Genomic DNA, 25,521 nt, shown 5'->3' with positions numbered 1-25,521 from the left:
CGGGACGGTGCGTGACGGGTTACTTGTGCTTGTACTTCTTGACGGAGTCGTCCTTGCGGGTCTCGTCGGTGTACTTCTGGATCTTCTTGATGGCCTCGTCGGGGGTGAGCCGGCCGTCCATCATCAGGCCGAGCGCCGCCTTGCCGATCTTCTCCTTCTCCAGGGTGACGTACCAGTCCTGGAGCCGGGGGTTGACCACGTTCCGGCCGGCCTTGGCGAGTGCCTCCTGGGACGACGCCAGCCCGGGCGGCAGGGTGAGGCCCTCAGTGCCGCCGTTGAGCGAGGTGAGGGAGGAGACCGCCTTGATGAAGTTCTGCGTGGACTTCTTGCCCAGCATGATCCGCAGCAACTCCATGCCGCCCTGCGCGTTCTTGGCGTTCTTCGGCACGATGAACGGCTCGCCGCCGGACGCCCAGATGGTCCCGAACGGCATCTTGTCGCTCTTGTCCAGGCTGGACGGCGCGCCGACCGCCATCCGGAAGTCCTTCGGCGTCATCTTCTTGGACTCGTTCTCCACCCACGAGCCGTTCGGGATGAACAGCGCCTTGCCCTCGTTCCACGCCGTCTGCGACTGGATGTGGTCGAGGCCCGCGGTGCCCCGCAGGATGTAGCCCTTCTTGTAGAGCTCGTAGTACGCCTCGAAGGCGGCCTTGACGGCCGGGTGCTTCCAGGCGTCCGGCTCCAGGTTGTCGATGCGGTCCAGCACCTCGGTGCCGCCGATCTTGGCGATGAAAGGGTAGAGGCTGAACGGGATGTAGTACGGGTGCTGGCCCGCGTACGTCCAGCCGGCGATGCCCTTCTTCTTCGCCTTCTCGCAGAGCTTGAGCATCTCGTCCCAGGTCTCCGGGTACTGGGCGTCGAGCTTCTCCAGATTGGTCTTCGAGTACCAGACGCCGTAGACGGTGTAGGCGTAGTAGAAGACCCACACTTCGTCGCCGTCGAACTGGCCCATCTCGACGACGCCCGGGCGGAGGGTGTCCCGCACCTTCTTCTTGGGGTCGTCGAGGGAGGGCGCGTCGAGCAGGGCGTTGAGGTCGGTGAGCTGCTTGAGGCCGACGAGGGTGCCCAGGTCCATCTGCTTGGCACCGGAGTTGTCGATGAGGTCGGGCGGGGTGCCGCCGTTGAAGCGGGGCTGGATCTGCGGGGCGATGTCCTGGGTGCCGGTGTGCTTGATCTCTGCCTGCGGGTACGCCTTCTTGTACTCGGCCTCCGCGTCCTTGGCGTACTGCTGGCCGAAGCCGCCGTCGAAGATGACCACGTCGAGCGGGGCCGAGGCGTTCACCTTCAGCGGCTTCATCTCGCCCGCGCCACCGCCGCCGCCGGCCGGCTTGTCGGGCTTGGCGTCATCGTCGTCGCCGCCGGACGCGCAGGCGCTGAGCGCGCTCATCGCCGGTACGGCCACCAGGCCGAGCGCCGCGGCGCGTTTGATGAGGTCGCGCCGGCTGAATTCCGAGGTGGATCCCATGCTCAAGTCCTCGCCTTCTCCAGGACTCAGGCGGTGTGGCGGTCTCCCCTGTGCAGTCGGCTCGACGTAGGGCACGACACCGCGGTTCGGTGGAAGCTGGGCGTGCTGGATGTGCTGAGCGTGCAGGACGTGCTGGGTGCGCTGGGTGTACGCCGGGGGAGGCGCCCGGGCGGAGCCGTCGGCTCGCCCCCTCGATGGGCCCCGGTGTTCCCCCGGTTCCGGCCACGGCGACGCGGGGTCGCCCCGGACGCCGACAGGTATAGTCCACTTCTCACCAACTGGGCAAGATCGGAAGCGTCTTTGACCGTCAGTCTTTCCCGAGTTGAGACCTCTCCGACACCGGGCGACACCAGCCCCGTGACCCTTGACAGCACTGGAGCCTCACGCCCTACTTAACAGAGCGCGATCCGGGTGACAACGTTGTCTGCCTTCGGGAGAGGCAAGGGATGAGACAGAGACTCAGACGTCGCCGGCGGGCGCTCGCCCGGCCCGCGGCCCTCCTGGTCGCCGCCATACTGGTGACGGCCCCTCAGATCGCCCCGTCCGGCGCGGCCGCGGCGCCCACCGGGAGGGCCGCGGACACGGCGGCCGGCGCACGTGCGGAAGAAAGCGGCGCGCAGACGGAGGAAAGCGGCGCACGGGCGGAGGAAAGCTTCGCGTCCTCCTTCGAACCGGGCGACCCCCGCCCCGACTGGCGCAACACGGCCGAGACCGGCCCGGACGGCCGGGCCAGGTCGTCGGGGGTCGACGGCGGCGACGGCCAGGGCATCCCCGGCAACGCCACCGACAAGGTGACCACCGTCCGGGCCAGCGGCGAGAACGCCGAGGGCGGCGAGATCAAGGAGAACCTGGTCGACGGCGAGCCCGGCAGCAAGTGGCTGGTCCGGCAGCGGACGGCCTGGCTGGAGTTCGACCTCTCCGAGCCGGTCGCCGTCGCCCGCTACGCCCTCACCTCCGCCAATGACGCCCCCGGCCGCGATCCCCGGGACTGGACGCTGCGCGGCTCGGCGGACGGGAAGAGCTGGACGGCCCTCGACACCCGGCACGGCGAGGACTTCGAAAAACGGCTCCAGACACGGCAGTTCACTCTGGCAAGCAGCTCCCCCTACCGCCACTTCCGTCTTGAGATCACGGGCAACGCCGGGGACGAGCTCACCCAGCTCGCCGAGGTGCAGTTCGCCACGGCGGACCCCGGCACTCCCCCGCCCGCGGCCATGCGCACGTACCCCGACACCGGCCCGTCCGCCTCCCCCACGGCCAAGCCGCGCGCCGGCTTCACCGGAAAGCACGCCCTGCGCTACGGCGGCACCCACCGCGCCAAGGGCCGCGCCTACGCCTACAACAAGGTCTTCGCCGTGAACGTGCGGGTCACCGCGCGCACCCGGCTGGCGTACAGGATCTTCCCCGCCATGGCCGAGCGTGACCCCCGCTACCCCGCCACCCATGTCTCCCTCGACCTCGCCTTCACCGACGGCACCTACCTCAGCCAGTTGGACGCCCGGGACCAGCACGGCGCGCCGCTGACACCGCGCGGCCAGGCGGACTCCAAGACGCTGTACGTCAACCAGTGGAACAACAAGGAGGCGGCGATCGGACGCGTCGCCGCGGGCAAGACCGTGGCGCGCGTCCTCGTCGCCTACGACGCCCCCGACGGCCCCGCGCCGTTCCGGGGCTGGATCGACGACGTGTCCCTGGCCCCCGCGCCCGAGGAGAAGACCCCGGCGCACCCCGCGGACCGTGCCCTCACCACCCGCGGCACCCTCTCCAGCTCCTCCTTCTCCCGCGGCAACACCTTCCCCGCCACCGCCGTCCCGCACGGCTTCACCTTCTGGACGCCCGTGACCGACGCGGGCTCCACCAGCTGGCTCTACCGGTACGCGGCGGCGAACAACGCCGACAACCTGCCCACCCTGCAGGCGTTCTCGGCGAGCCATGAGCCCAGCCCCTGGATGGGCGACCGGCAGACCTTCCAGGTGATGCCCTCGGTCGCGGCCGGCACCCCCGACGCCTCGCGCACCGCCCGAGCCCTCCCCTTCCACCACTCCCGCGAGACGGCCACGCCCCACCACTACGGCGTCACCTTCGACAACGGGCTGAAGGCCGACATCGTGCCCACCGACCACGCGGCGATGATGCGATTCACCTTTCCGACTGATTCCGTGAAAAACGCCAACGTCATCCTTGACAACGTCACCAACGCCGGCGGCCTGACGCTGGACACCGCGCACGGGACGTTCACCGGCTGGTCGGACGTCAGGAGCGGACTGTCGACGGGGGCCGGCCGGCTGTACGTGTACGGCGCCTTCGACGCCCCGGTGACCGGCGGCGGGAAGCTGGGGCGCGGCGGGGCCGGGGACGGGAGCGACGTCACCGGCTATCTGCGGTTCCGGCCGGGCGCCGACCGCACGGTCACCCTGCGGATCGCCACCTCGCTCATCGGCACCGACCAGGCGAAGGCCAACCTGGAGCAGGAGATCCCGGCCGGGACGCCGTACGCCCGCGTCCACGACCGGGCCCGGGACGCCTGGGACAGGCTGCTGGGCCGGGTGGAGGTGGAGGGCGCCACCGCCGACCAGCTCACCACCCTGTACTCGGGCCTCTACCGCCTCTTCCTGTATCCCAACTCCGGCTTCGAGAACACCGGTTCGACCGAACGTCCCAAGTACCGCTACGCCAGCCCGTTCTCCCCGCCCACCGGCGCGTCCACCCCCACCCGCACCGGTGCCCGGATCGTCGACGGCGAGGTCTACGTCAACAACGGCTTCTGGGACACCTACCGCACCACCTGGCCCGCGTACTCCCTGCTGTCCCCCGGGCAGGCCGGGCGGATGGTGGACGGTTTCGTGCAGCAGTTCAAGGACGGCGGCTGGGTCTCGCGCTGGTCCTCCCCCGGCTACGCCGACCTGATGACGGGCACCAGCTCCGACATCGCCTTCGCCGACGCCCACGCGAAGGGCGTCCGCTTCGACGCCGAGGCCGCGTACGAGGCGGCGCTGAAGAACGCGACGGTCGCGCCGACCGACCCCGGCACCGGCCGCAAGGGCATGGACACGTCCGTCTTCCTCGGCTGGACGAGCACGAAGACGCACGAGGGCATGTCCTGGGCGCTGGACGGCTACCTCAACGACTTCGGGCTGGCGCGGATGGGCCAGTCGCTCTACGCGAAGACGCACAAGGAGCGGTACCGGGAGGAGTCGGAGTACTTCCTCAACCGCGCCCGCGGCTACGTCAAGCTGTTCGACCGGCGGATCGGCTTCTTCCAGGGCCGGAACGAGGACGGCTCGTGGCGGCTGTCCCCCGAGGCGTACGACCCGCGGGTCTGGGGCCACGACTACACCGAGACCAACGGGTGGAACTTCGCCTTCACCGCCCCCCAGGACACCCGCGGCCTCGCCGCGCTGTACGGCGGCCGGTCCGGGCTGGCGAAGAAGCTCGACGCCTACTTCGCCACCCCGGAGTCGGGCGCGCCGGAGTTCGCCGGCTCGTACGGCGGGGTCATCCACGAGATGACCGAGGCCCGGGACGTCCGCATGGGCATGTACGGACACAGCAACCAGCCCTCCCACCACATCGCCTACCTGTACGACGCGGCCGGGCAGCCGTGGAAGACGCAGGCGAAGGTGCGCGAGGTGCTCTCCCGCCTGTACCTGGGCAGCGAGATCGGGCAGGGCTACCCGGGCGACGAGGACAACGGCGAGATGTCCGCCTGGTACGTCTTCAGCGCGCTCGGCTTCTATCCGCTGGTGATGGGACAGGGCGAGTACGCGATCGGGTCGCCGCTGTTCACCAAGGCGACCGTGCACCTGGAGAACGGCCGCGACCTGGTGGTCAAGGCACCGCGCAACAGCGCGCGGAACGTGTACGTGCAGGGGCTGACCGTGGACGGAAAGCCCTGGAACTCGACGGCGCTGCCGCACTCGGTGGTGGCGAACGGCGCCACGCTCGAATTCGACATGGGCCCCGAGCCGTCCTCCTGGGCCTCCGGCGAGAACGCCGGGCCCACCTCGATCACCCGGGACGACAAGGTCCCGGCACCGCTGTCCGACGTCACCGTCCCGGACGGCTCCGCCCTCACCGACAACACCTCCCGCACCGCCGCCACCGTCACCACCGTCCCACTGGAGGTGACCGCCGGCTCCCGCGTCACCTCGTACACCCTCACCTCCGCCGACCGGGCCCGGGCACCGCGCGGGTGGGTGCTCGAAGGTTCCGACAACGGGCGGGACTGGACCGCAACCGATCGACGGGAAGGCGAGTCCTTCACATGGGACCGGCAGACGCGGGTGTTCTCGCTGCGCGCTCCGGTCGCCTACCGCCACTACCGGCTGAAAGTCTTGGGTGGCGAGGCGAGCTTGGCCGAGATGGAGCTGTTGGGGTCGCCCCAGCGGTAGTTGAGGCCGGGAAGCCTGTGTAGAGTCTGTGAAGATCCAGTGCTGCTCGCCGGTGTGCGGCGGGCAGCACTGCAGTGCTTTTTTCATGGTTGGGGGGAACTTTCCATGACTACCGCTTCGCGCGTTTCTCACGTTCCGCGCGTTTCCGGGCGCGGTCTCTCGCGCCTCGTCACGGCCGCCGTCGCCGTGGCCCTGGTCGGGGGACGGCCGGGGTCGCCGCCGCGCAGACCTCGGGCGCGCAGGTCGCTTCCGCTGCCGCCGCCGCCAAGAAGCCGACCGGTGCCGCGCCGGTCCTGCCCGTCGGCGCCGTCGGCAAGTCCGTCGCCCGCATCTACCTGCCCAACGGCAAGGGCGGTCTGAAGCCGCTCGGCGACAACACTGCCGCGAACTGGGCGCACACCAAGGCGGAGACGTTCGTCGACCACGACCGCGACGGCCGCGTCGACGGCGATTACAGCCTCCTCGACAACGGCGACGTGACGTACCAGGGCACCGCCGGCCACTCCAGCAAGATGGCGAGCGGCTTCGGCGGCTACGACACCTTCTTCACCCCGGGTGAGCTCGGCGGAACCTATGGTTCCGACCTCCTCACCCGCGACAAGCAGGGCGTCCTCTGGGTCCACCAGGCCAACGGCAAGCTCGGCCGCGACTACGCCAAGCTCGCCCCGCGCAAGCGGGTCGGCGGCGGCTGGGGCCAGTTCACCGCGATCACCGGCCGCGGCGACCTCACCGGCGACGGCAAGGCGGACATCGTCGCCCGCGACACGTCCGGCACGCTCTGGCTCTACAAGGGCACCGGCGACATCGACAAGCCCTTCGCCGCCCGGACGAAGATCGGCGGCGGCTGGAACCAGTTCACCAAGCTCGTCGCGACGGGCGACGTGAACGGGGACGGCCACGCCGACCTGCTCGCGGTCGACGGCAAGGGCGCCCTCTGGCTCTACAAGGGCACCGGCAAGGCGTCCTCCCCCTACCAGTCGCGGATGAAGATCGACGCGTCGGGCTGGAACCAGTACCGCCTGGTCTTCTGAGACACTTTCTCGTTCTTCGGATTTTTCGTACGGAGTCTTACATGACCCACACCAACGGCCGCCGCTCCGGCGGCCGCGCGCTCCCCCGCGTCGTCACCACGGCGATCGCCGCCGCCCTCGTGGCCGGCACCGCCGGTACGGCGCTGGCCGACGGGCCTGCCGCGCCCCCGGCCGGCCGGCTCGCCTCCACGGCGACGGCCACCAAGGCCACCGCCAAGGCCACCGTCGCCGACCCGAGCGGCGCGGCGCCCTTCCTGGTGCTCAACGCCATCGACAACAAGGGCGACTACTACTCGTACCAGCCCAACGGCAAGGGCGGCCTCACCTCCCGCAAGGCGGGCAAGAACACCAACGCCTCCCGCAACGCCTGGAAGCAGATGCGGCTGGCGACCCAGCGGCACGACCGGTTCGGCGAGGGCGACGGCCACTACTACGTCCAGAAGAACAACGAGGCGTGGTACGCCGACAAGGGCTACACCGAGCGCGTCGGCACCGGCTGGAGCATGTACGACACCGTCTTCTCCCCGGGCAACCTGGGCGGTTCGGCCTACGGTGACGTGCTCGCGCGCGACAAGTCCGGCGTCCTGTGGGTCTACCAGGCCGACATCCTCGGCAAGCTGTCCGCCCGCAAGAAGGTCGGCGGCGGCTGGGGCCAGTTCACGGCGGTCGCCGGCCGCGGCGACCTCACCGGTGACGGCAAGACGGACATCGTCGCCCGCGACAAGTCCGGCACGCTCTGGCTCTACAAGGGCACCGGCGACCTGAACAAGCCCTTCGCGGGCCGCACGAAGATCGGCGGTGGCTGGAACAAGTTCGACCTGCTGGTCGGCACCGGCGACGTCGACGGCGACGGCCACGCGGACCTGCTGGCGCGGGACAAGTCCGGCGCGCTGTGGCTCTACAAGGGCACCGGCAAGCAGAACGAGCCCTTCAAGGGCTCGGTGAAGGTGGGGACGGGCTTCGGCCAGTACCGCCTGATGTTCTGACGTACCGTCAGCTCCAACGGCAGCCTGTGGCGCCCCTCCACCCGGAGGGGCGCCACAGGCGCGTCAGGGCCCGTCCGGCGTCACTCCCCCGCGCCGCGCCGGCCGGCCGGCCGCCGAAGGCCGCCCTCGCCGAGATCGCGGACGCCGCACGCGTCGCCAAGAAGACGCGCCGCCGCCGCGGTGCCGGGCGGCGTGCACCGGGTCCTCTTCGGCCGCGTCCAGGCCCTCACATCGGCCGGACACGGCGACGACGAAGTGGCCGAGGTCGTGGGAGCGGAGGCGGTCCGCGCGTTCAACCTGCTGGAACCGTCCCTCGGGGACTCCGCGCGAGCGTAAGGGGACCTCGGCTCCGGGGCACGGGGGCGGTGTGGCAGCATCCTGATCACGCGGGGGGGCGTGGCGGTACGCACGTGACACCTCCGTCGTGCCGTTCCCCTACGCCTACCGTTCGGAGCCCTACGTGCCCCACCTTCCCGGCCGTTCCCGTCGCCGCGCCGTCTCGCGCGCCGTCACCGCCGCGACCGCCGTCGCCCTGGCCGCCGTCACGGCGGGCACAGCGTCGGCGGACGTCCCCGGCCCCGGGTCCGTCCCGGCGGTGCGGCCGCCGTCGGCACCGGCCGCGCCGGCCCTCCGGGCCGACGCCCGGCTGTCGCCGGACGCGCCCTTCTTCCCGGTCCAGGCGGTCGACCGCAAGGGCGGCTACTTCAGCTACCTGCCCGACGGCAAGGGCGGGCTGGCGCCGCGCGAGTCCGCCGGCGACGGCTGGAACGCGATCAAGGCGGCGACGGCGGTCGACCACGACCGCGACGGGGTCTTCGAGGCCAACTACGCCATCGGGCCGGACGACTCGGTGGGGTACATCACCAGGAAGGGCGCCCGGGAAGTCGCCACCGACTGGGGTCAGTACGACAGCTTCTTCTCCCCCGGCACCCTCGGCGGCTCGAAGGAGTCCGACATCCTCGTCCGCGACCGCGCGGGCGTGCTCTGGCTCTACCTGGCCAAGGCCGACGGCTCCCTCTCGGGCCGCAAGAAGGTGGGCCCGGGCTGGGGCCAGTACACGGCGATCACCGGCCGCGGCGACCTCACCGGCGACGGCAGGACGGACATCGTCGCCCGCGACGGCAAGGGCACCCTCTGGCTCTACCAGGGCACCGGCGACGCGTCCCGCCCCTTCAAGGCCCGCACCCGCATCGGTGACGGCTGGAACCAGTTCAACACCCTGCTCGGCACCGGCGACGTGGACCTCGACGGCCACGCGGACCTGCTCGCCCGGGACGGCAAGGGCGCGCTGTGGCTGTACAAGGGGACGGGGCGGGCTTCCGCGCCGTTCAAGTCCCGGGTGCTGGTGGGGAAGTCGGGCTGGAACCAGTACCGGCTGCTCTTCTGAGTGACGCTCCCGGAACTCACCTAACCCAGCGGTCCCATATGGATACGCTGGGTGCGTGAGCGCGACCAAGTCCAAGGACCCGTACGCCAACCCGCGCGCGTTCTACGGCTCCGAGCTGGAGCGCCTGCGCAACGAGGCCGGCCTGTCACAGACCGGGCTCGGGACACGGGCGTTCTGCTCGGGTTCGTACATCGGCCAGTTCGAGTCGGCCCTCCGCATTCCGCAGTTGGAGCTGTCGAAGCGGTTCGACGAGATCTTCGGGACCGGTGAGCACATGCAACGGCTGTGCAGGCTCGCCCGTAGGTTCAAGGTCGCCCACTACTTCGACGACGCGGCGGAGCTGGAGCGGCAGGCACAGACGATCAGCGAGTTCTCGTCGATGTATGTGCTGGGATTCTTGCAGACCGAGGCGTACGCACGGGCCGCGATTCGGTCTGGGCAGCGGTTCACCTCGCCGGATGTGGTGGAGCGACTCGTACAGGCCCGAGTCGAACGGGCGAAACTGCTGGAGGGCCCATCCGCGCCCGTTTACTGGGCGATCATCCACGAGGCAGCTCTCCGCGTCGCCGTGGGCGGCCCTGAGGTCATGCGTGAGCAGCTCAGTCACCTTGCCGAGGTGATGCGCACCATGTCCAATGTCGTCATCCAGGTGATGCCCTTCACCGCCGGTCCGCATCGTTTCCTGAACACCATGGTCTCGCTGATGGATTTCAGCGACGCACCGCCTGTCGTCTATGACGAAGGCGCAGATACGGGTCAGCTCATCGAGGATCCCTTCCTGGTCGCCCAATGCCAGCGGTCATACGATCTGGCCAGGGCTAACGCGCTTTCCCCAGCGGCATCCATGGCCCTGATCGAATCAGCGGCGAAGGATTGGGCGACGCATGGACTCCACATCTGACATATGCGCACAGGAATGGCGCGCCTCGTCGTACAGCAACACAACCGGCGGCAACTGCGTCGAAGTAGCGGCCCAAGTCCCCAATACCGTTCGCGTCCGTGACAGCAAGGCGACCGAGCGCACCTCGATCCGCCTCACGAGAGCGAGCTGGGAGTCGTTCGTCGGCGCGGTCGGCGAAGGCGCCCTCTAACCGCCCCCGAACGCACCGAGGGCCGCACCCCGTGCGCGAACACGGAATGCGGCCCTCGGGCGCGAAGCGCCCTGCCGCTTACTTGCGGATCAGGCTGCGCAGCACGTACTGCATGATGCCGCCGTTGCGGTAGTAGTCCGCCTCACCGGGGGTGTCGATGCGGACGACCGCGTCGAACTCGACACCGGTGTCGGTGGTGACCTTGACCGTGCGCGGCGTGCGGCCCTCGTTGAGCTCGGTGACGCCGGTGAAGGTGAAGGTCTCCTCGCCGGTCAGGCCGAGGGAGTCGGCCGAGGCGCCCTCGGGGAACTGGAGCGGGAGGACGCCCATGCCGATGAGGTTGGAGCGGTGGATGCGCTCGTAGGACTCGGCGATGACGGCCTTGACGCCGAGGAGCGCGGTGCCCTTGGCGGCCCAGTCGCGGGACGAGCCGGAGCCGTACTCCTTGCCGGCCAGGACGACGAGCGGGGTGCCCTGCTCGATGTAGTTGCGGGAGGCGTCGTAGATGAACGACACCGGACCGCCGTCCTGGGTGAAGTCGCGGGTGAAGCCGCCCTCCGTGCCCGGCGCGATCTGGTTGCGCAGGCGGATGTTGGCGAACGTACCGCGGATCATGACCTCGTGGTTGCCGCGGCGGGAGCCGTAGCTGTTGAAGTCGCGACGCTCGACGCCGTGCTCGGTGAGGTACTTGCCGGCCGGGGTGTCGGCCTTGATCGCACCGGCCGGGGAGATGTGGTCGGTGGTGACCGAGTCGCCCAGCTTGGCGAGGACGCGGGCGCCGGCGATGTCGGTGACCGGGGTGGTCTCCATCGTCATGCCCTCGAAGTACGGGGGCTTCCGGACGTAGGTGGACTCGGCGTCCCACTCGAAGGTGTTGCCGGTCGGGATCGGCAGGGCCTGCCACTGCGCGTCGCCCGCGAAGACGTCCTGGTAGGACTTGTTGAACATGTCCTCGCCGATGGCGTTGGCGACGACGTCGTTCACCTCGGCCTCGGAGGGCCAGATGTCCTTGAGGTAGACCGGGTTGCCGTCCTGGTCGGTGCCCAGGGCGTCCTTGGTGATGTCGACCTTCATCGAGCCGGCGATCGCGTAGGCCACGACCAGCGGCGGCGACGCCAGGTAGTTCATCTTGACGTCGGGGTTGATCCGGCCCTCGAAGTTGCGGTTGCCGGAGAGCACCGAGGTGACGGCGAGGTCGTGGTCGTTGACGGCCTTGGAGACCTCCTCCGGCAGCGGGCCGGAGTTGCCGATGCAGGTGGTGCAGCCGTAACCGACAAGGTTGAAGCCGACCTTGTCGAGGTACGGGGTGAGGCCCGCCTTGTCGAAGTAGTCGGTGACGACCTTGGAGCCCGGGGCGAGGGTGGTCTTGACCCACGGCTTACGGGTCAGGCCCTTCTCGACCGCCTTCTTGGCCACGAGCGCGGCGGCGACCATGACGTAGGGGTTCGAGGTGTTGGTGCAGGAGGTGATCGCGGCGACGGTGACGGCGCCGTGGTCGAGCTCGTACGTCGAGCCGTCGGGGGCGGTCACGGTGACCGGGTTCGACGGGACGCCGGCGGAGACGGCCGGGGCGTCGGAGGCCGGGAAGGACTCCTTGCCCGCCTCGTCGACGTCGTCGACGTAGTTGCGGACGTCCTGGGCGAACTGCGCGGCGGCGTTCGCGAGGACGATGCGGTCCTGCGGGCGCTTCGGGCCGGCGATCGACGGGACGACCGTCGACAGGTCGAGCTCGAGCTTCTCGGAGAAGTCGGGCTCGGCGGCCGGGTCGAGCCAGAGGCCCTGCTCCTTGGCGTACGCCTCGACGAGCGCGACCTGCTGCTCGCTGCGGCCCGTGAGCTTGAGGTAGTTCAGGGTCTCGCCGTCGATCGGGAAGATCGCGGCGGTGGAGCCGAACTCCGGCGACATGTTGCCGATGGTGGCGCGGTTGGCCAGCGACGTGGCGGCCACGCCCTCGCCGTAGAACTCGACGAACTTGCCGACGACGCCGTGCTTGCGCAGCATCTCGGTGATCGTGAGGACGAGGTCGGTGGCGGTGGTGCCGGCGGGCAGCTCACCGGTCAGCTTGAAGCCGACGACGCGCGGGATGAGCATCGAGACCGGCTGGCCGAGCATCGCGGCCTCGGCCTCGATGCCGCCGACGCCCCAGCCGAGCACGCCGAGGCCGTTGACCATGGTGGTGTGCGAGTCGGTGCCGACGAGGGTGTCGGGGTACGCCTGGCCGTTGCGGACCATGACCGTACGCGCGAGGTGCTCGATGTTCACCTGGTGGACGATGCCGGTGCCCGGCGGGACGACCTTGAAGTCGTCGAAGGCGGTCTGGCCCCAGCGCAGGAACTGGTAGCGCTCCTTGTTGCGGCCGTACTCCAGCTCGACGTTCTGGCCGAAGGCGTCCTTCGTGCCGAACTTGTCGGCGATGACGGAGTGGTCGATGACCAGCTCGGCCGGGGAGAGCGGGTTGACCTTCGCCGGGTCGCCGCCGAGCTCCTTGACGGCCTCGCGCATGGTGGCGAGGTCGACGACGCAGGGAACGCCGGTGAAGTCCTGCATGATCACGCGGGCCGGCGTGAACTGGATCTCCTGGCTGGGCTGGGCCTGCGAGTCCCAGTCGCCCAGCGCGCGGATGTGGTCGGCGGTGATGTTGGCGCCGTCCTCGGTGCGGAGCAGGTTCTCCAGCAGCACCTTGAGGCTGTAGGGAAGGCGAGCGGAGCCCTCGACCTTGTCCAGCCGGAAGATCTCGTACGACTCGTCGCCCACCTGCAGCGTGCTGCGGGCGTCGAAGCTGTTCGCCGACACGACAGTCTCCTTCATTGCATGAATGCGCGTACGCGCGTACTGCGGCCATCCTGCCGCGACAACGTCGCGCCGGTCCGCTAAGGTTGCCCTAACTTAGGCAAGCCTTAGTGGCGCGACAGCGGTACGCCTCTCTCGCCATATATCTCGATGTCGAGATAACTCTAGTACATCACCGGGGATCGGTCATGCCCGGAGTGCCGCCCGCTCCGCCGGCAGGCCGGTCGGCCGGTCAGGCGCGGGCCGCCTCATCGGGGGAGCCGGGGGCAGCGGCGGCGGCCGCCCGGCGCTCCTCCTCGTCCACGAACGCGGCGAGCCGCCGGTAGCCGGTGACGCAGAGCGCCAGAAGCGCGGTGACGGCCACCCCGGCGAGCCCTCCCAGGGCCCGGTACCGCCAGGAGAGGGAAGCCAGCGGGTTGAGCGCCCCGATCAACAGGCAGGGGCCCAGCAGCAGCACCAGGAGGAAGCGCGGGTTCCACCAGGTCCAGGACTTGCGCCCGTCGTAGTCGATGGGGAAGACCCAGGGCGCGAGGTGCACGGTCCAGTGCAGTCGCGACGACAGGAGCGGTCGGCGGGGGTCGGGCATCGGGGTCGCAATCACAGAGGGGACATCTGGTGCATAGGGTATCGACCGGTGAACGCGAACGCGGCTACCGGAGTTGGGCTCTGAACGACCTCATGGTTCACGGTGGCCACTTCCGGCCCCCGCCGGAACGGCTTCCCGGTTTCGACAGGGCAGCGGGCCGCGGAATCGGTGGATCCGGGCGCGTCGGGTCACCCGGCGTCGCCCCCGCCGCCGTCGCCCGTGCCGCCGCCACCGCCATGGCCGCCGCTCCCCCGGCTCACGGACTTGAACAGGGAGAGGAGGACGTCGGCGGTCACCGAGACGACGTTCATCCAGCGGGGGACGTCAGGAGCGTCCTCTGATGTCGTGGTCATGGCGGTTGATCCTAGGTCTGCCCCCTGCCCCGACCAGGGATTCAGCTGTTCCGGCCGGGGACCCAGCTGTCCCGACCAGGGACCCAGACGGCCGGTGTCGCGTTCAGCCCGGGGAGCAGGACGACCGGTGTGGCGTCACCCTTGCCGTACGCGCGTGGGTCGCTCCCGCCGCTCCCGATCCTCGCAGGTGACGACCGGCGCAATCGGTGGGGAGGGGTACGTCCGGATAGGTGAACGACGGGCCGGACACCCCCGCTTCCTACGCCTCGCTTCGCCGCTCCCGCCACTCGCGCACCACGGTTTCCACGTCGAAGGGCTTGAGGCGGAGCGGAGGCCCCTCCGGAGGACGTCGGAGAGCCTCCGTGATCTTTTCGTTGATCGCGGTGACGATGCGCCGGACCTCGCGCTCCGAGCCCGCCCGGGACGCCGCCTCGACGGCGTCCTCCGCCTCCTTGCGCAGGACGAGGGAGGGCGGCAGGAACGACAGGTTCTCCCGCCGCATCTTCTCCTTGACCCACCACATGGCGTCGTAGGGGCGGTCGAGGCCGGGCAGCGGCTTGCCGAAGCCGGGGAGGTCCGAGAAGTCCCCGCGCTCCGTCGCCTCGCGGATCTGCAGGTCCGCCCAGGTCTCGAAGTCCACGCCGGGCGGCTTGCGTTCGGTCATGGGTCGGCTCCCGTCACCTCTGGCCTTCGCTTTCCTTCCAGTGTCGCGCATCGGGCCGGGTGAGCCGGGAGGAGGCCCGCCGGACGGCGGTCCGGCGGTACCGTCAACTCCGCTTCCAACGCCTCAAGATCAGACGGGTCCTCCGTGTCGGGACCAGGCGGGTTCTCCGCGCCGGGATCAGACGGAACCTCCACCACCGGACCAGGCGGGGTCGAGGCTGGTCCGGACGAGGTTCAGGATGGCCTCGTCGCCCAGGCCGGAGGAGCGGGCCTCCGCGACGAGCCGGCCGGCGGCGGCGAGCAGCCGGGCGCGGTCGGCGACGGCGTCGCCCGCGGTGACCACGGCGCCCCGGCCGCGCCGGAGTTCGATGATCCCTTCCTCGCGCAGCCGCTGGTAGCCGCGGAGCACGGTGTGCACGTTGACCCCGAGCGAGTCGGCCAGGGCGCGGGCGGCGGGCAACCGCTCCCCCGGGCGCACCGAGCCGTCGGCGACCGCGCCACGGACGGAGGCGGCGATCTGGTCGCCGAGCGGTACGGGCGACCCGTGGTCGAGTCGGACGAGCACGTCAGCCCCGGTGCCCGCGCGCCGACGGGCGCGGTCGGCGAGGGTGTTGAGCAGGGCGGCGGCGGTCGCGGCGTCATCGACCGTGACGACGAACTCGCCGCCGCTCGTCAGCCGGACCACGAGGGCGTCGCCGGAGCGCAGCACGAGCCCGCTGCGGCCGGAGCGGACGCGGTAGCCCCAGCCGCCGAACTCGCGGAACGCGTCCACCGCGCGGCCGTCGGCCGAGACGACGCGGTCGAGCCCGATCCGCAGCCGGGGCCGGGGCGCCCACAGGGGTGTGACGGTCAGGCCGTGGCGGTCGACGGCGACGCGGGCGCCGGAGAGCGGGAGGACCAGCACGGCGCCCACCGCGATCCCCAGCCCGGCCGCCCAGCCGCCCGCGAAGCCGAATCCGGCCGCGACGACCAGGAGGGCGACGCCGAGGCCGAGCAGCGGGCGCGAGACCACGGGCCGCGTCCAGGCCGCCCCTTCCGTGGCGCCGAGCGGCAGGCGGGGAGCGGTGGGAGCGGTGGTGGCGGCCGCCTGGCGGGCGCGCGGGGCGGTGAGGCCGGCGAGCAGGACGCCGAGGACGCCCGCCACGAGGGCGGAGAGCAAGGCCGTCACCAGAGTGGCGAGGCCGAGCCGGGCGTCGGCGGGGGCGTCGGCGGACGCGTTGCAGAGGACGGTCCAGATCATGAGCGAGCCGATCAGGGCGGCCGCGGCGTAGGCGGTGGCGGCGAGGGCGCGCCAGGAGAGGACTTCGAGTTCGAGGAAGAAGGCGAGCGCGGCGAAGAGGACGGCGAGGGAGAGGACGAGGGTGAGGCCCTCGTAGGCGAAGGAGCTCTTGGCGGTGAAGCCGTCGGCGTGGCCGGAACCGCTGAAGTGGGTGGCCAGCCGGTCCGGCAGCCGGTCGCGCCGGCGTTCGAAGAGGAGGAGGAAGGCGGTGGCCGCCAGGAGGTAGGGCAGCACGAGGAGGGCTGGGCGCCAGGGCCGCCCGGCGGTGCGCAGGGGAAGGTTCACCGGCCACCTCTCAATGACTCGATGACGAATTGTTCGCATGCCAATAGAACAAAGATAGATCATTGAGGGATCCCGCGAAAGATCTCATATCTGAGATACCGTCTACCTCATGACAGACGCTTACCTCGCCCGCATCGGCAAGCTCATCCGTGACGCCCGGCAGCATCGGGGCTGGACCCAGTCGCAGCTCGCCGACGCGCTCGGTACCAGTCAGAGCGCGGTCAACCGCATCGAGCGGGGAAATCAGAACATCAGTCTTGATATGATCGCCCGTATCGGTGAAGCGCTGGACAGTGAGATCGTGTCCCTGGGCTATGCCGGCCCCATGCACCTGAGGGTGGTCGGCGGGCGCCGGCTGTCCGGCGCGATCGACGTCAAGACCAGCAAGAACGCCTGCGTGGCGCTGCTCTGCGCGACCCTTCTGAACGCCGGCCGCACCACCCTCCGGCGGGTGGCCCGGATCGAGGAGGTCTACCGGATCCTGGAGGTGCTGGGCAGCATCGGCGTCCGCGCCCGCTGGATCAACGACGGCAACGACCTGGAGATCATTCCCCCGGCCGACCTCGACCTGGACGCGATGGACCGCGAGGCCGCCCGGCGCACCCGCAGCGTCATCATGTTCCTCGGCCCGCTGCTGCACCGCATGGACCAGTTCGGCATCCCGTACGCCGGCGGCTGCGACCTCGGTACCCGTACCGTCCAGCCGCACATGACGGCCCTGCGCCACTTCGGCCTGGAGATCACCGCCACCGACGGCACGTACCACGCGAAGGTCGACCGCAGCGTCTCCCCCACCCGCGCCATCGTCCTGACCGAGCGCGGCGACACGGTCACCGAGAACGCCCTGCTGGCCGCCGCCCGGCACGACGGCGTCACCGTCATCCGCAACGCCAGCTCCAACTACATGGTCCAGGACCTCTGCTTCTTCCTGGAGGAGCTGGGCGTCAAGGTCGAGGGCATCGGCACCACGACCCTCACCGTCCATGGCGTGGCCCGCATCGACCGCGACGTCGACTACGCGCCGTCGGAGGACCCGGTGGAGGCGATGAGCCTGCTGGCCGCGGCGGTGATCACGGAGTCGGAGCTGACGATCCGCCGGGTGCCCATCGAGTTCATGGAGATCGAACTGGCCGTCCTGGAGGAGATGGGCCTCGACCACGAGCGCAGCCCCGAATACCGCGCCAACAACGGCCGCACCCGCCTCTTGGACGTCACCGTCCGCCCCTCCAAGCTCCGGGCCCCCATCGACAAGATCCACCCGATGCCGTTCCCCGGCCTCAACATCGACAACGTCCCGTTCTTCGCCGCCATCGCCGCCTTCGCCCAGGGCCAGACCCTCATCCACGACTGGGTCTACGACAACCGCGCCATCTACCTCACCGACCTCAACCGCCTCGGCGCCGACGTCAAACTCCTCGACCCCCACCGCGTCCTCGTCGAGGGCCCCACCCGCTGGCGCTCCGCCGAGATGATGTGCCCCCCGGCCCTCCGCCCCGCGGTCGTCGTCCTACTGGCCATGATGGCGGCGGAGGGCACGTCCGTGCTGCGCAACGTGTACGTGATCAACCGGGGGTACGAGGACCTGGCGGACCGGCTGAACTCGATCGGGGCGCAGATCGAGATCTTTCGGGACATCTGATGCGCGAATGCCGCCACACCCCACCTGACCTGCTACTTAGCGGGTCAGGGAGGGGTGCGGCGGCATCCGTGGGACTTCTCTGGGACTTTGCGCCCGCGGCGGACCCTGCAAGCCACTTGGTGCCGTCCGGCTGTGTTACGCGAAGATCGCGTCAATCGCGGCGCTGCCCCGTGCTCCCGCGCGAGGCGGGAAGTGGGAGTACTTCCGCAGCGTAAACCCGGGGTCGGAGTGCCCCAGCCAGCGCGCCAGGGAGACGATCGATTCGCCGGCCTCCAGTTCCTCGGAGGCGTAGAAGTGGCGCAGGGCGTGGAAGCCACGTTCCCGGGACGGCTCCCACACACGAGCGCCGTTGGCGCCGGCCTCCTCCAGCGGAGCGATCACGCAGGCCGCGGCCAGAGCCGGCTTCCACACGTAGGAGGTGAAGTAGTTCCGGTTGATGGCCTTCCGCTCGCGGCCCGTCACCAGGAGGGCTGTAGGTCCTGGGCCGCCGGCGTTTGGCTTCCACCGGCGTCTCCACAGGACGCGGGTCGTCCCAGGGCAGCGTGACCGGCACCGGCGCGAACCGGTCCGTGTGCTGCCGGATGGCCCGGGCCACACTTGACCTGCCGCCGGACGTGGACGACTTCCTTGTCGAAGTCGATGTCGTCCACCGAGAGCCCGAGCGCCTCTCCTTGCCGGAGCCCAAGGCCCGCACCGATCAAGACGAGCAGCCGGTAGCGGTCCGGCATGGCCGCCCGTACCGCCAGTACCCGTTCCTGCGGTCACGCCTCGACCCTGCCGGGTGCGGCGGCCGGAGGGCCGACGCTGCTGGACCGGCACGGGTTGCGTCCGAGGCGACGGTCCTCGACGGCGGCCTGGAGGACGTTGGACAGCGTCGCCCAGACAAGAGGGATCGAGGTTGGACCAGGGGCTTTCTCCAGCCGCTTCTTCCAGTTGTGCAGGACTTCGGTGCCGATGCCGTTCAGCGGCTGGGAACCGAGGTGCGGAAGGATGTGACGGCGCACCCTCTGCTCGATGTGCTCGATGGTGGACGGGTCTCCGCTCCGTGTGGGCCACCAGTGCGTCTCGATGTACTCCTTGAGGGACACGGCACCGTCGCGCGGATCGACGAACTCGCCCCGACTGGCATCGGTTTGAGCTTGAGCGAGCCACGTCTTGGCGTCCTGAAGCGTATCGAACGGACGGTCCTTGACGCCCGGAATGCCCTTGACCCGATAGCGGGTGCACTTTCCGTACATCGCCGTGCGTTCGCGTTTACCGGTGGTCGAGTCGGGTCGCTTCTTCAGCCATCGGTCTTCTCTGTAGCCCGGCAGGTGAAGCTCCTTTAGGAAGGTGATAGAGACGGCGCTCTACGGCACTTGGGGTGTCAGACGCTCGCGCATCGGGTGGATCGCTCCTGAGGAGGAGCGTTGAGCAGGTCCTTCCTCACCGACACCCCATACGGCCATGGCTCCTTATAACCGTTCGAGGCCCGCCACCGGGCACATGCCCGCGTCGAAGACCGCATCCGCTGCGGCACATCCACCGGCTTCGGCCGCTTCCCCTCCCGCCACTACCCGGTCAACCAGGCATGGCTGGAGCTGTCCCTGGCCGCCATCGACCTGCTCGCCTGGACACAGATCCTCCTGCTGGACGGCGCGTCGACCACAGCCGAGCCGAAAAGGCTCCGCTACCGGCTGCCGCACACCGCCGCCCGCATCACCAAAGGTGCCCGTCGCCCGCATCTGCGGATCTCCGCCGGCCGGCCCTGGCGCAACGACCTGGCCAGAGCCTTTGGCCGACTCGCCATCCTGCCTTGCTCAGCAGCCTGACCCGCTGCCGTCTCTGCCCACGACCGAAGGACTCCGGAGACCCCGGCCGCAGCGTCGGGACACAGCCATGCCCACCTACAAGTGCCAAGCCGCACACCCATCGAACGAGATCAACTACCCGCCTGACCACGGCAACCGAACAGCGAGGCCAGAGGGCGGAGACATCTATGGAACAGCTTGCCCCAGAGTCTGCGGCGGCGGATACTCGGAAGCGAGGCTCCGCACTGGTTCCGTGCGGACACACCCCTCGTTCTCAGCCATGCCCACAAGGCCTCAAGACCCTGAGGATTCGACCGATGACTGCCGGCCCCACCGACCGCGCCCGGACCGATCACCCGCTGGCCATCGTCTATGCGATACACGATGCGTTCCGGCGGGACACGGCACGGCTCATGGCCGCGATCGGCGAGCAACGGGCCGCACAGCGGCCCGGGGTGCGGGCGGGCTGGGAGACGTTCAAGTGCTATCTGGCGCTCCACCACACCACCGAGGCGGCCGCGTTATGGCCGGCCCTGCGGATCGAGCCGGCCCGCACGGGCGGCGAGGCGGCATCGCTCACCGCGCTGGTGCGGGAGCGTGAGCGGCTGCGCTCGCTGGCCTTGGGGATCAGCACCGCACTGGCCGTCCACAACGAGTCGCATCTCCGCCGCTACGGCGAGGACTTCTGTATCTCGTTACTGGGCCACCTCGACCAGGAGGAGACAGAGATCTTCCCCATGGCCCTGGCCGTGCTCAGCCCGGCCGAGTGGCAGGCATACACGACAGAACAGTCCCGCAGGATGCGCCGGGACGGCTCGGCGCCGTACTACCCCTGGCTGCTGGACGGGGCGCCGGAATCCACCCGCCGGTATGTCCTGAATCTGCTCTCCCCCGCCGCGCGCCTGGCCTTTCACACCATCTGGCTTCCCCGATATCGGCGTTCTGCACTATCGGTCCGTTACTGAACGGAGGATTCCGTTCGCAGATCAATCCTCAACTTCCTTTCGTTTACTGGCTGCAAGCCAGTGGATCATTGAAAAGCCGATCTGCTTGCCCTAGAGTCCAGAGATCTCCACTGACCTGTCAGCAGGCCCGACAGTTTCCTGCCAGTACCGGCCAGATCACGCGCTTCACGGACCGAGGCGCTCCGTCTAGCCCGCCTCGGAAGGTGCGCGAAGACACAATGGAATTCTCCGTTCTGGGCCCCTTGCGCGTGAGTGAACAGGGCCATGACTGCACACCGACGGCGCCCAAGCAGCGGCAACTCCTCGCGCTCCTGCTGCTCAACGCGAACCAAGTGGTGCCCACCAGCACCTGTATTGACGAGCTCTGGGAGAACTCGCCGCCGAACTCGGCGCTCTCCACCGTCCAGTCGTACATCCTCCAACTCAGGAAAGCGCTCAGCACCGTTCCACGTATTGGCAGTGCACAGGCGGCACGCGGCGTCCTGGCGACGCGGGACGGCGGATACCTCCTGATCGTCCGCAATGACGAGCTCGACCTGAAGCGTTTCGCCGCACTGGTGCGGGAGGGCCGTGCCCTGCTGCGCGCCGACGATGCGGCGGCCTCCGCCGCACTGGGCGACGCCCTGAGCCTGTGGCGGGGTCCGGCCCTGTCCAATGTGCAGGGCGGGCCGGTGCTGCGGGCCCATGTCGCGGGGCTCGACGAGGAGCGGGTGAGTGCCCTGGAGCAGCGCGTCGACGCCGACCTGCGCCTCGGCCGCTACCGCGACCTCAACGGCGAACTCAGCGTGATTGCCGCGCAGTACCCCACGCACGAGTATCTGCACGCCCAGCTGATGCTGGCCCTCTACCGGTCGGGGCGGCGCACCCAGGCGCTGGGCGTCGCACAGAAGTTGCGGCAGGTGATGCACGACGAGCTGGGCCTCGAGCCGTCGCCGCGCATCCACGACCTCTACCGGGCGATACTGCTCTGCGATCCGGTGCTCGACGCACACGACGGGCCGGACACCGTCTTCGCCCGTGCCGGGTCGGCGCCGGTCAGGCTCTCCGACGCCGGCCCGGCTCACAGGGATTCGATGTTTTCCGCGGGCCCCGCGGACCGGAGCCGGTTGCGGCAGTCGAAGACGTAGCGGGCCGAGGACGCGATCGCGGCGTAGTCGAAGGCGTCATGGTCGGTGGTGAGCAGAACGGCGTGGGCCTCCGTCAGTTCCTCCTCGGTCAGGTCGACCCGCGTGATGCCCGGTATGCCGACGCTCTCGGTGACGTACGGGTCGGCCACCCGGACCGAGGCGCCCGCCTCGATCAGCATCCGGGCGATGGGCAGGGCCGGGGATTCGCGGACGTCACCGGTGTTCGCCTTGTAGGCCAGGCCGAGCATGAGGATGCGGGAGCCGGTGACGGTCTGCCGCCGCCGGTCGAGGCCGCGGGTGAGCCGCTGCACCACGTACTCCGGCATCTGGTTGTTGAGTTCGTCCGCCAGCTCCACCAGCCGGAACCGCTTGCTGAGGGTCCGCTCCACCCGCCAGGAGAGATAGAGCGGGTCGACGGGGAGGCAGTGGCCGCCCACGCCCGGGCCCGGGGTGAACCGCATAAAGCCGAACGGCTTGGTCGAGGCGATCTCCAGCGCGTCCCAGACGTTGACCCCGATGCCGGCGGCGTGTGTGGCGAGCTCGTTGACCAGGGCGATGTTGACGTGCCGGAAAGTGTTCTCCAGGACCTTGGCGAGCTCCGCGACGCGTGTGGACGGCGCGGGCACGGTCTGCCGGACGATGGAGCCGTAGAAGGCCTCCAGGGTCCGCAGCGACTCCTCGTCCACCCCGGAGACCACTTTGGGGGTGGTCTCGAAGGTCCACTCGGCGTTGCCGGGGTCGATGCGCTCGGGGCTGTAGCCGAGGTGGAAGTCGAGGCCGGGGCCGAGCCCGGAGCCCTTCTGCAGGATCGGGGCGAGAACCTCCTCGGTGGTGCCGGGGTAGCTGGTGGACTCCAGCACCACCGTGGCCCCGGGCGTCAGCCGGGAGGCCAGCTCCTCGCCCGCCTGCTCGATGTAGGAGAGGTCCGGCACCCCCTCGTGCAGCGGGGTGGGCACGGTGATGACCGCGATGTCGAACCCGTCCAGGTCGTCGGGGTCGACGCTCGGCTGGTACGTGCCCCCGTCGAGCACGGCGCGCAGCCGCTCGGCGGGGATGTCCCCCACGTACGACTCACCCGCGGCGAGCCGGGTCACCCGTGACACGTCGGTGTCGTACCCGACGACGTGGTAGCCGTGCTCGGCCGCCGCGACGGCCAGCGGCAGACCGACGTACCCCTGGCCTATGACAACCAGCTTGGTGGTCATTGGCTCTCTCCCTCGTCAGTTGAACCCTGGTCAGTTGAAGAAGTCACAGACGGCGTCGGCGATGTACTCGACCTGCGCATCGGTGAGATGGGGCCAGATCGGGATGGCCAGGTTGTGGTCACTGGCGTGCCGCGCACCCGGCCACTCGGCGCCCTCCGGGGCGTACGCCGCGAATGCGGGCTGCCCGGGCAGCGGGACCGGGTAGTAGACATGACTGCCGATCTCCTGTTCCGTGAGCCACGCCCGCAGGTCGCCACGGCGCCGGACGAGCAGGGAATACACGTAGTAGCAGCGGCCGTCGCGCCCCGCGGGCGGGGCGAGCAGCCCCCGGTCGGCCAGCGGCGCGAACCGCTCGGTGTAGTAGTCGGCGATCCTGGCCCGGCGCTCCAGGCGCTCCTCGAAACCGGCGTGGCGGTGGAGCTGGAACGCGGCGACGATCTCGTCGAAGCGGCTGTTCTGCCCGATCTCGTGGTGGAGGAAGCGGTGCACGCCGTCCTGGCCATGGTTGCGCAACCGCCGTACACGGGCGGCCAGTTCCGCGTCGTCGGTGAGGACGACGCCGCCCTCCCCGGCCGTGCCGAACGCCTTGACCTGGAAGAACGAGAAGACCCCGAGGTCTCCCCAGCGCCCGGACGGCACCCCGGCGAGCACCGCGCCCTCGGCCACCGCCGCGTCCTCGACGACCGGGATCCCGTGCTCCTTCGCGATCTCGTTGATGCGGGGCATGTCCGCCATGATCGAGAAGACATGGGCGGGCATGATCGCCTTGGTGCGCTCCCCGATCAGCCGGGCCACGTCGTCCGGGTCGATGACCATGGTGTGCGGATCGACGTCGGCGAAGACCGGGGTCGCCCCGAGGTTCGCCACCGAACTGGCCACCGGCTGGCAGCAGAACGCCGGCACGATCACCTCGTCGCCCGGGCCGACTCCCAGGGCCTGCACGGCGAGGTTGAGTCCGCCCGTGCCGCTGGAGCAGGCGACGACATGCTCCGCGCCCGTGCTGCGACGCAGCTCCTCCTCGAGCTCGGCGGTGCGCCTGCCGAGGATGAAGCGCTGCTCGGGGTCGGTCCCCACCTCGTACAGCAGGTCCTTGAACGCCTGCCGGTCCGAGTCGAAGAGGTCGGGCGGGAAGAAGGGGATGGTGGCCATGTCACCGCCTCCCGGCGTAGAAGTCGAAGATCGCGGAACACACCGTCTCCAGCCGCTCCTCGGTGAGGTCCGGATAGAGGGGGAGCGCCAGGGTCCGCTCGCAGGCGGCCTCGGCGTGGGGGAAGAGGCCGGGGCGGTGCTGCGGGTGGTCCGCATAGCAGGGCTGGAGGTGCAGGGGGCGCGGGTAGTACGTCTCGGTGCCGATGCCGCGCGCGGCCAGGTGCGCCACCAGCTCGTCGCGGCGCTCGACCTCCACCAGGTAGACGTAGCAGACCGGGTCCGTGGGGACCGCGCGCTCCACGATCCGGGGCACGGCCGGCACCCCGTCGGCGCCGCGCAGCCGCTCCGTGTACGCCTCGGCCAGGACGCGCCGTCGGGCGATGTCCGCGTCGAGCCGGGAGAGCTTGGCGAGCAGCACGGCCGCCTGAACGTCGTCCATCTTGCTATTGGTGCCGGAGACCCCGGAGAGGTTGGAGATACCGGCGATGTGGTCGATGGTCTTGCCCATGCGGCCGTGGTGCCGCAGCACCGCGGCCTGCTCGGCAATGGCGTCGTCCTGGGTGAGTACCATGCCGGCATCGCCCAGCGCCCCGAGGGTCTTGGTGGGGAAGAAGGACAGGACGCCGCCCGCCCCGATCAGCCCTGCGTGGGTGCCGTCCCACCGCATCCCGATGGCCTCCGCGCTGTCCTCGAGCAGCAGCAGGTCATGGCGGGCGCTCAGCTCCGACAGGGCGCCCAGGTCGGCGAGTTGACTGAAGAGGTGGACCGGCATCACGGCCCGGGTGCGCTCGGTGATCGCCGCTTCGGCGGAGGCGGCGTCAAGCCCGTAGTCCCCGTCGGCGGTGATGTCCGCGAAGACCGGGGTGGCGCCCGCCATGCTCACCGAGGAGGCCGTGGCGAAGAAGGAGAAGGTGGGCACGATGACCTCGTCGCCCGGCCCGATCCCGGCGGCGCGCAAGAGGATCACCAGCGCGTCCGTTCCGCTGTTGACCGCCACGGCATGGGCGGCGCCGGTGTATTCGGCGATGGCCCGCTCCAGCTCGGCCACTTTGCGGCCGTGCGAGAACTTCCCCCGGTCGAAGACGTCGTCGGTGTGGCGGGCGGTGAGGGGCCAGAGTGAGGCGAAGGATTCCGCCTGGTCGAAAAAGGGGATCGGCTCCGCCGAGTTTTCCAGTGCCGTGCTTGCCAAACCCGTTCACCTCGAATTCTCGGTCTGTGCCCGCGTCGGTCCGTTTGCAGCGGGAGCGGCATGCACAGACCATACGGAGCCGTGGAGTCGCGCCGCCACGGGCAAGAACTTGCTGCATGACAGGGGAGTTGGCAATAATCGGGCGAGGTG

General features: G+C 69.9%; 21 protein-coding genes and 1 pseudogene. 11 read left to right on the top strand and 11 right to left on the bottom strand.

Features of this window, described 5'->3' with window-relative positions; translation table 11 throughout:
• Positions 1-19: 19 nt before the first annotated feature.
• Positions 20-1,465 carry an N-acetylglucosamine/diacetylchitobiose ABC transporter substrate-binding protein gene (ngcE, locus tag ACQEVS_RS26140; protein WP_433024110.1) on the bottom strand — a complete coding sequence of 482 codons (1,446 nt, stop codon included), beginning with the start codon at positions 1,463-1,465 and terminating at the stop codon, positions 20-22.
• A 446-nt stretch (positions 1,466-1,911) separates the two neighbouring features.
• Between ngcE and ACQEVS_RS26135 the strand changes: the two genes are divergently transcribed.
• The 7 genes from ACQEVS_RS26135 to ACQEVS_RS26105 all read left to right on the top strand — a co-directional run bounded on the left by ACQEVS_RS26135 (position 1,912) and on the right by ACQEVS_RS26105 (position 10,351).
• Positions 1,912-5,856 carry a GH92 family glycosyl hydrolase gene (locus tag ACQEVS_RS26135; protein ID WP_433024108.1) on the top strand — a complete coding sequence of 1,315 codons (3,945 nt, stop codon included), beginning with the start codon at positions 1,912-1,914 and terminating at the stop codon, positions 5,854-5,856.
• A gap of 89 nt (positions 5,857-5,945) precedes the next feature.
• The gene (locus ACQEVS_RS26130) at positions 5,946-6,887 is read left to right on the top strand and encodes an FG-GAP repeat domain-containing protein (RefSeq protein ID WP_433024106.1); all 942 of its coding nucleotides are present in this window, start codon (positions 5,946-5,948) and stop codon (positions 6,885-6,887) included.
• Between the two features lie 41 nt (positions 6,888-6,928).
• Positions 6,929-7,873: an FG-GAP repeat domain-containing protein gene (locus ACQEVS_RS26125; RefSeq protein ID WP_433024104.1), complete on the top strand. Its 945-nt coding sequence runs from the start codon at positions 6,929-6,931 to the stop codon at positions 7,871-7,873.
• 192 nt (positions 7,874-8,065) lie between these two features.
• Entirely contained in the window at positions 8,066-8,209 is a 144-nt protein-coding gene (locus ACQEVS_RS26120) for a hypothetical protein (protein ID WP_433024102.1), read from the top strand.
• Between the two features lie 88 nt (positions 8,210-8,297).
• A complete protein-coding gene (locus ACQEVS_RS26115; protein ID WP_433024100.1) occupies positions 8,298-9,260 on the top strand; it encodes an FG-GAP repeat domain-containing protein in 963 nt (320 codons plus the stop codon).
• 55 nt (positions 9,261-9,315) lie between these two features.
• The gene (locus tag ACQEVS_RS26110; protein WP_433024098.1) at positions 9,316-10,161 is read left to right on the top strand and encodes a helix-turn-helix domain-containing protein; all 846 of its coding nucleotides are present in this window, start codon (positions 9,316-9,318) and stop codon (positions 10,159-10,161) included.
• Positions 10,145-10,351, top strand: coding sequence for a DUF397 domain-containing protein (locus ACQEVS_RS26105; protein ID WP_433024096.1), 207 nt, complete (start codon positions 10,145-10,147; stop codon positions 10,349-10,351). Before ACQEVS_RS26110 ends, ACQEVS_RS26105 begins: the two co-directional genes overlap by 17 nt.
• Positions 10,352-10,429: 78 nt before the next feature.
• Here ACQEVS_RS26105 and acnA read toward each other — a convergent pair whose 3' ends face one another.
• From acnA to ACQEVS_RS26080, 5 genes are all read right to left on the bottom strand, one after another.
• On the bottom strand, positions 10,430-13,144 hold the full coding sequence (acnA, locus tag ACQEVS_RS26100; RefSeq protein WP_433024094.1) for an aconitate hydratase AcnA: 2,715 nt from the start codon (positions 13,142-13,144) through the stop codon (positions 10,430-10,432).
• Between the two features lie 229 nt (positions 13,145-13,373).
• A complete protein-coding gene (locus ACQEVS_RS26095) occupies positions 13,374-13,727 on the bottom strand; it encodes a hypothetical protein (RefSeq protein WP_433024092.1) in 354 nt (117 codons plus the stop codon).
• A gap of 188 nt (positions 13,728-13,915) precedes the next feature.
• Positions 13,916-14,080, bottom strand: a complete 165-nt coding sequence (locus ACQEVS_RS26090; protein ID WP_433024090.1) for a hypothetical protein — start codon at positions 14,078-14,080, stop codon at positions 13,916-13,918.
• Positions 14,081-14,339: 259 nt separating this feature from the next.
• Positions 14,340-14,744, bottom strand: coding sequence for a DUF1992 domain-containing protein (locus ACQEVS_RS26085; RefSeq protein WP_433024089.1), 405 nt, complete (start codon positions 14,742-14,744; stop codon positions 14,340-14,342).
• A 177-nt stretch (positions 14,745-14,921) separates the two neighbouring features.
• Complete coding sequence (locus ACQEVS_RS26080; protein ID WP_433027901.1) at positions 14,922-15,308, bottom strand: GntR family transcriptional regulator; 387 nt, start codon at positions 15,306-15,308, stop codon at positions 14,922-14,924.
• A 1,108-nt stretch (positions 15,309-16,416) separates the two neighbouring features.
• Between ACQEVS_RS26080 and ACQEVS_RS26075 the strand changes: the two genes are divergently transcribed.
• Positions 16,417-17,946, top strand: coding sequence for a helix-turn-helix domain-containing protein (locus tag ACQEVS_RS26075; RefSeq protein ID WP_433024087.1), 1,530 nt, complete (start codon positions 16,417-16,419; stop codon positions 17,944-17,946).
• Between the two features lie 135 nt (positions 17,947-18,081).
• On the opposite strand, the gene ACQEVS_RS26070 is transcribed toward ACQEVS_RS26075, so the two are convergent.
• Both ACQEVS_RS26070 and ACQEVS_RS26065 read right to left on the bottom strand, forming a co-directional pair.
• Positions 18,082-18,408 (bottom strand): integrase, encoded by a 327-nt coding sequence (locus ACQEVS_RS26070; RefSeq protein ID WP_433024085.1) that lies wholly within the window; start codon positions 18,406-18,408, stop codon positions 18,082-18,084.
• A gap of 299 nt (positions 18,409-18,707) precedes the next feature.
• Complete coding sequence (locus ACQEVS_RS26065) at positions 18,708-19,184, bottom strand: hypothetical protein (protein WP_433024083.1); 477 nt, start codon at positions 19,182-19,184, stop codon at positions 18,708-18,710.
• 189 nt (positions 19,185-19,373) lie between these two features.
• Between ACQEVS_RS26065 and ACQEVS_RS26060 the strand changes: the two are divergent.
• The 3 genes and pseudogenes from ACQEVS_RS26060 to ACQEVS_RS26050 all read left to right on the top strand — a co-directional run.
• A pseudogene (locus ACQEVS_RS26060) lies at positions 19,374-19,757 on the top strand (transposase); the annotation flags it as partial.
• Positions 19,758-20,053: 296 nt separating this feature from the next.
• On the top strand, positions 20,054-20,701 hold the full coding sequence (locus ACQEVS_RS26055) for a hemerythrin domain-containing protein (protein ID WP_433024081.1): 648 nt from the start codon (positions 20,054-20,056) through the stop codon (positions 20,699-20,701).
• Positions 20,702-20,919: 218 nt separating this feature from the next.
• Complete coding sequence (locus ACQEVS_RS26050) at positions 20,920-21,828, top strand: AfsR/SARP family transcriptional regulator (protein WP_433024079.1); 909 nt, start codon at positions 20,920-20,922, stop codon at positions 21,826-21,828.
• On the opposite strand, the gene ACQEVS_RS26045 is transcribed toward ACQEVS_RS26050, so the two are convergent.
• From ACQEVS_RS26045 to ACQEVS_RS26035, 3 genes are read right to left on the bottom strand one after another with little or no spacing between them, the layout of a single operon-like run.
• On the bottom strand, positions 21,762-23,033 hold the full coding sequence (locus ACQEVS_RS26045) for a nucleotide sugar dehydrogenase (RefSeq protein ID WP_433024077.1): 1,272 nt from the start codon (positions 23,031-23,033) through the stop codon (positions 21,762-21,764). The two genes, ACQEVS_RS26050 and ACQEVS_RS26045, sit on opposite strands and share 67 nt — an antisense overlap.
• A gap of 30 nt (positions 23,034-23,063) precedes the next feature.
• Positions 23,064-24,182: a DegT/DnrJ/EryC1/StrS family aminotransferase gene (locus tag ACQEVS_RS26040; protein ID WP_433024075.1), complete on the bottom strand. Its 1,119-nt coding sequence runs from the start codon at positions 24,180-24,182 to the stop codon at positions 23,064-23,066.
• Between the two features lies 1 nt (position 24,183).
• A complete protein-coding gene (locus tag ACQEVS_RS26035; protein WP_433024073.1) occupies positions 24,184-25,371 on the bottom strand; it encodes a DegT/DnrJ/EryC1/StrS family aminotransferase in 1,188 nt (395 codons plus the stop codon).
• Positions 25,372-25,521: the final 150 nt, after the last annotated feature.

Source organism: Streptomyces sp. CA-181903 (assembly GCF_050937075.1).
Classification (GTDB): Bacteria; Actinomycetota; Actinomycetes; order Streptomycetales; family Streptomycetaceae; genus Streptomyces.
Note: the sequence above shows the minus strand (reverse complement) of the source record. Positions and strands in the feature narration are given on the sequence as shown.

Excerpts from the sequence above, each read along its gene's own strand:
- ACQEVS_RS26040 (WP_433024075.1), bottom strand. The coding sequence starts at position 24,182 with ATGGCCACCATCCCCTTCTTCCCGCCCGACCTCTTCGACTCGGACCGG.
- ACQEVS_RS26045 (WP_433024077.1), bottom strand. The coding sequence starts at position 23,033 with ATGACCACCAAGCTGGTTGTCATAGGCCAGGGGTACGTCGGTCTGCCG.
- ACQEVS_RS26090 (WP_433024090.1), bottom strand. The coding sequence starts at position 14,080 with ATGACCACGACATCAGAGGACGCTCCTGACGTCCCCCGCTGGATGAAC.
- ACQEVS_RS26065 (WP_433024083.1), bottom strand. The coding sequence starts at position 19,184 with ATGTACGGAAAGTGCACCCGCTATCGGGTCAAGGGCATTCCGGGCGTC.
- ACQEVS_RS26085 (WP_433024089.1), bottom strand. The coding sequence starts at position 14,744 with ATGACCGAACGCAAGCCGCCCGGCGTGGACTTCGAGACCTGGGCGGAC.
- ACQEVS_RS26105 (WP_433024096.1), top strand. The coding sequence starts at position 10,145 with ATGGACTCCACATCTGACATATGCGCACAGGAATGGCGCGCCTCGTCG.
- ACQEVS_RS26095 (WP_433024092.1), bottom strand. The coding sequence starts at position 13,727 with ATGCCCGACCCCCGCCGACCGCTCCTGTCGTCGCGACTGCACTGGACC.
- ACQEVS_RS26125 (WP_433024104.1), top strand. The coding sequence starts at position 6,929 with ATGACCCACACCAACGGCCGCCGCTCCGGCGGCCGCGCGCTCCCCCGC.
- ACQEVS_RS26135 (WP_433024108.1), top strand. The coding sequence starts at position 1,912 with ATGAGACAGAGACTCAGACGTCGCCGGCGGGCGCTCGCCCGGCCCGCG.
- ACQEVS_RS26050 (WP_433024079.1), top strand. The coding sequence starts at position 20,920 with ATGGAATTCTCCGTTCTGGGCCCCTTGCGCGTGAGTGAACAGGGCCAT.
- ACQEVS_RS26055 (WP_433024081.1), top strand. The coding sequence starts at position 20,054 with ATGACTGCCGGCCCCACCGACCGCGCCCGGACCGATCACCCGCTGGCC.
- ngcE (WP_433024110.1), bottom strand. The coding sequence starts at position 1,465 with ATGGGATCCACCTCGGAATTCAGCCGGCGCGACCTCATCAAACGCGCC.
- ACQEVS_RS26075 (WP_433024087.1), top strand. The coding sequence starts at position 16,417 with ATGACAGACGCTTACCTCGCCCGCATCGGCAAGCTCATCCGTGACGCC.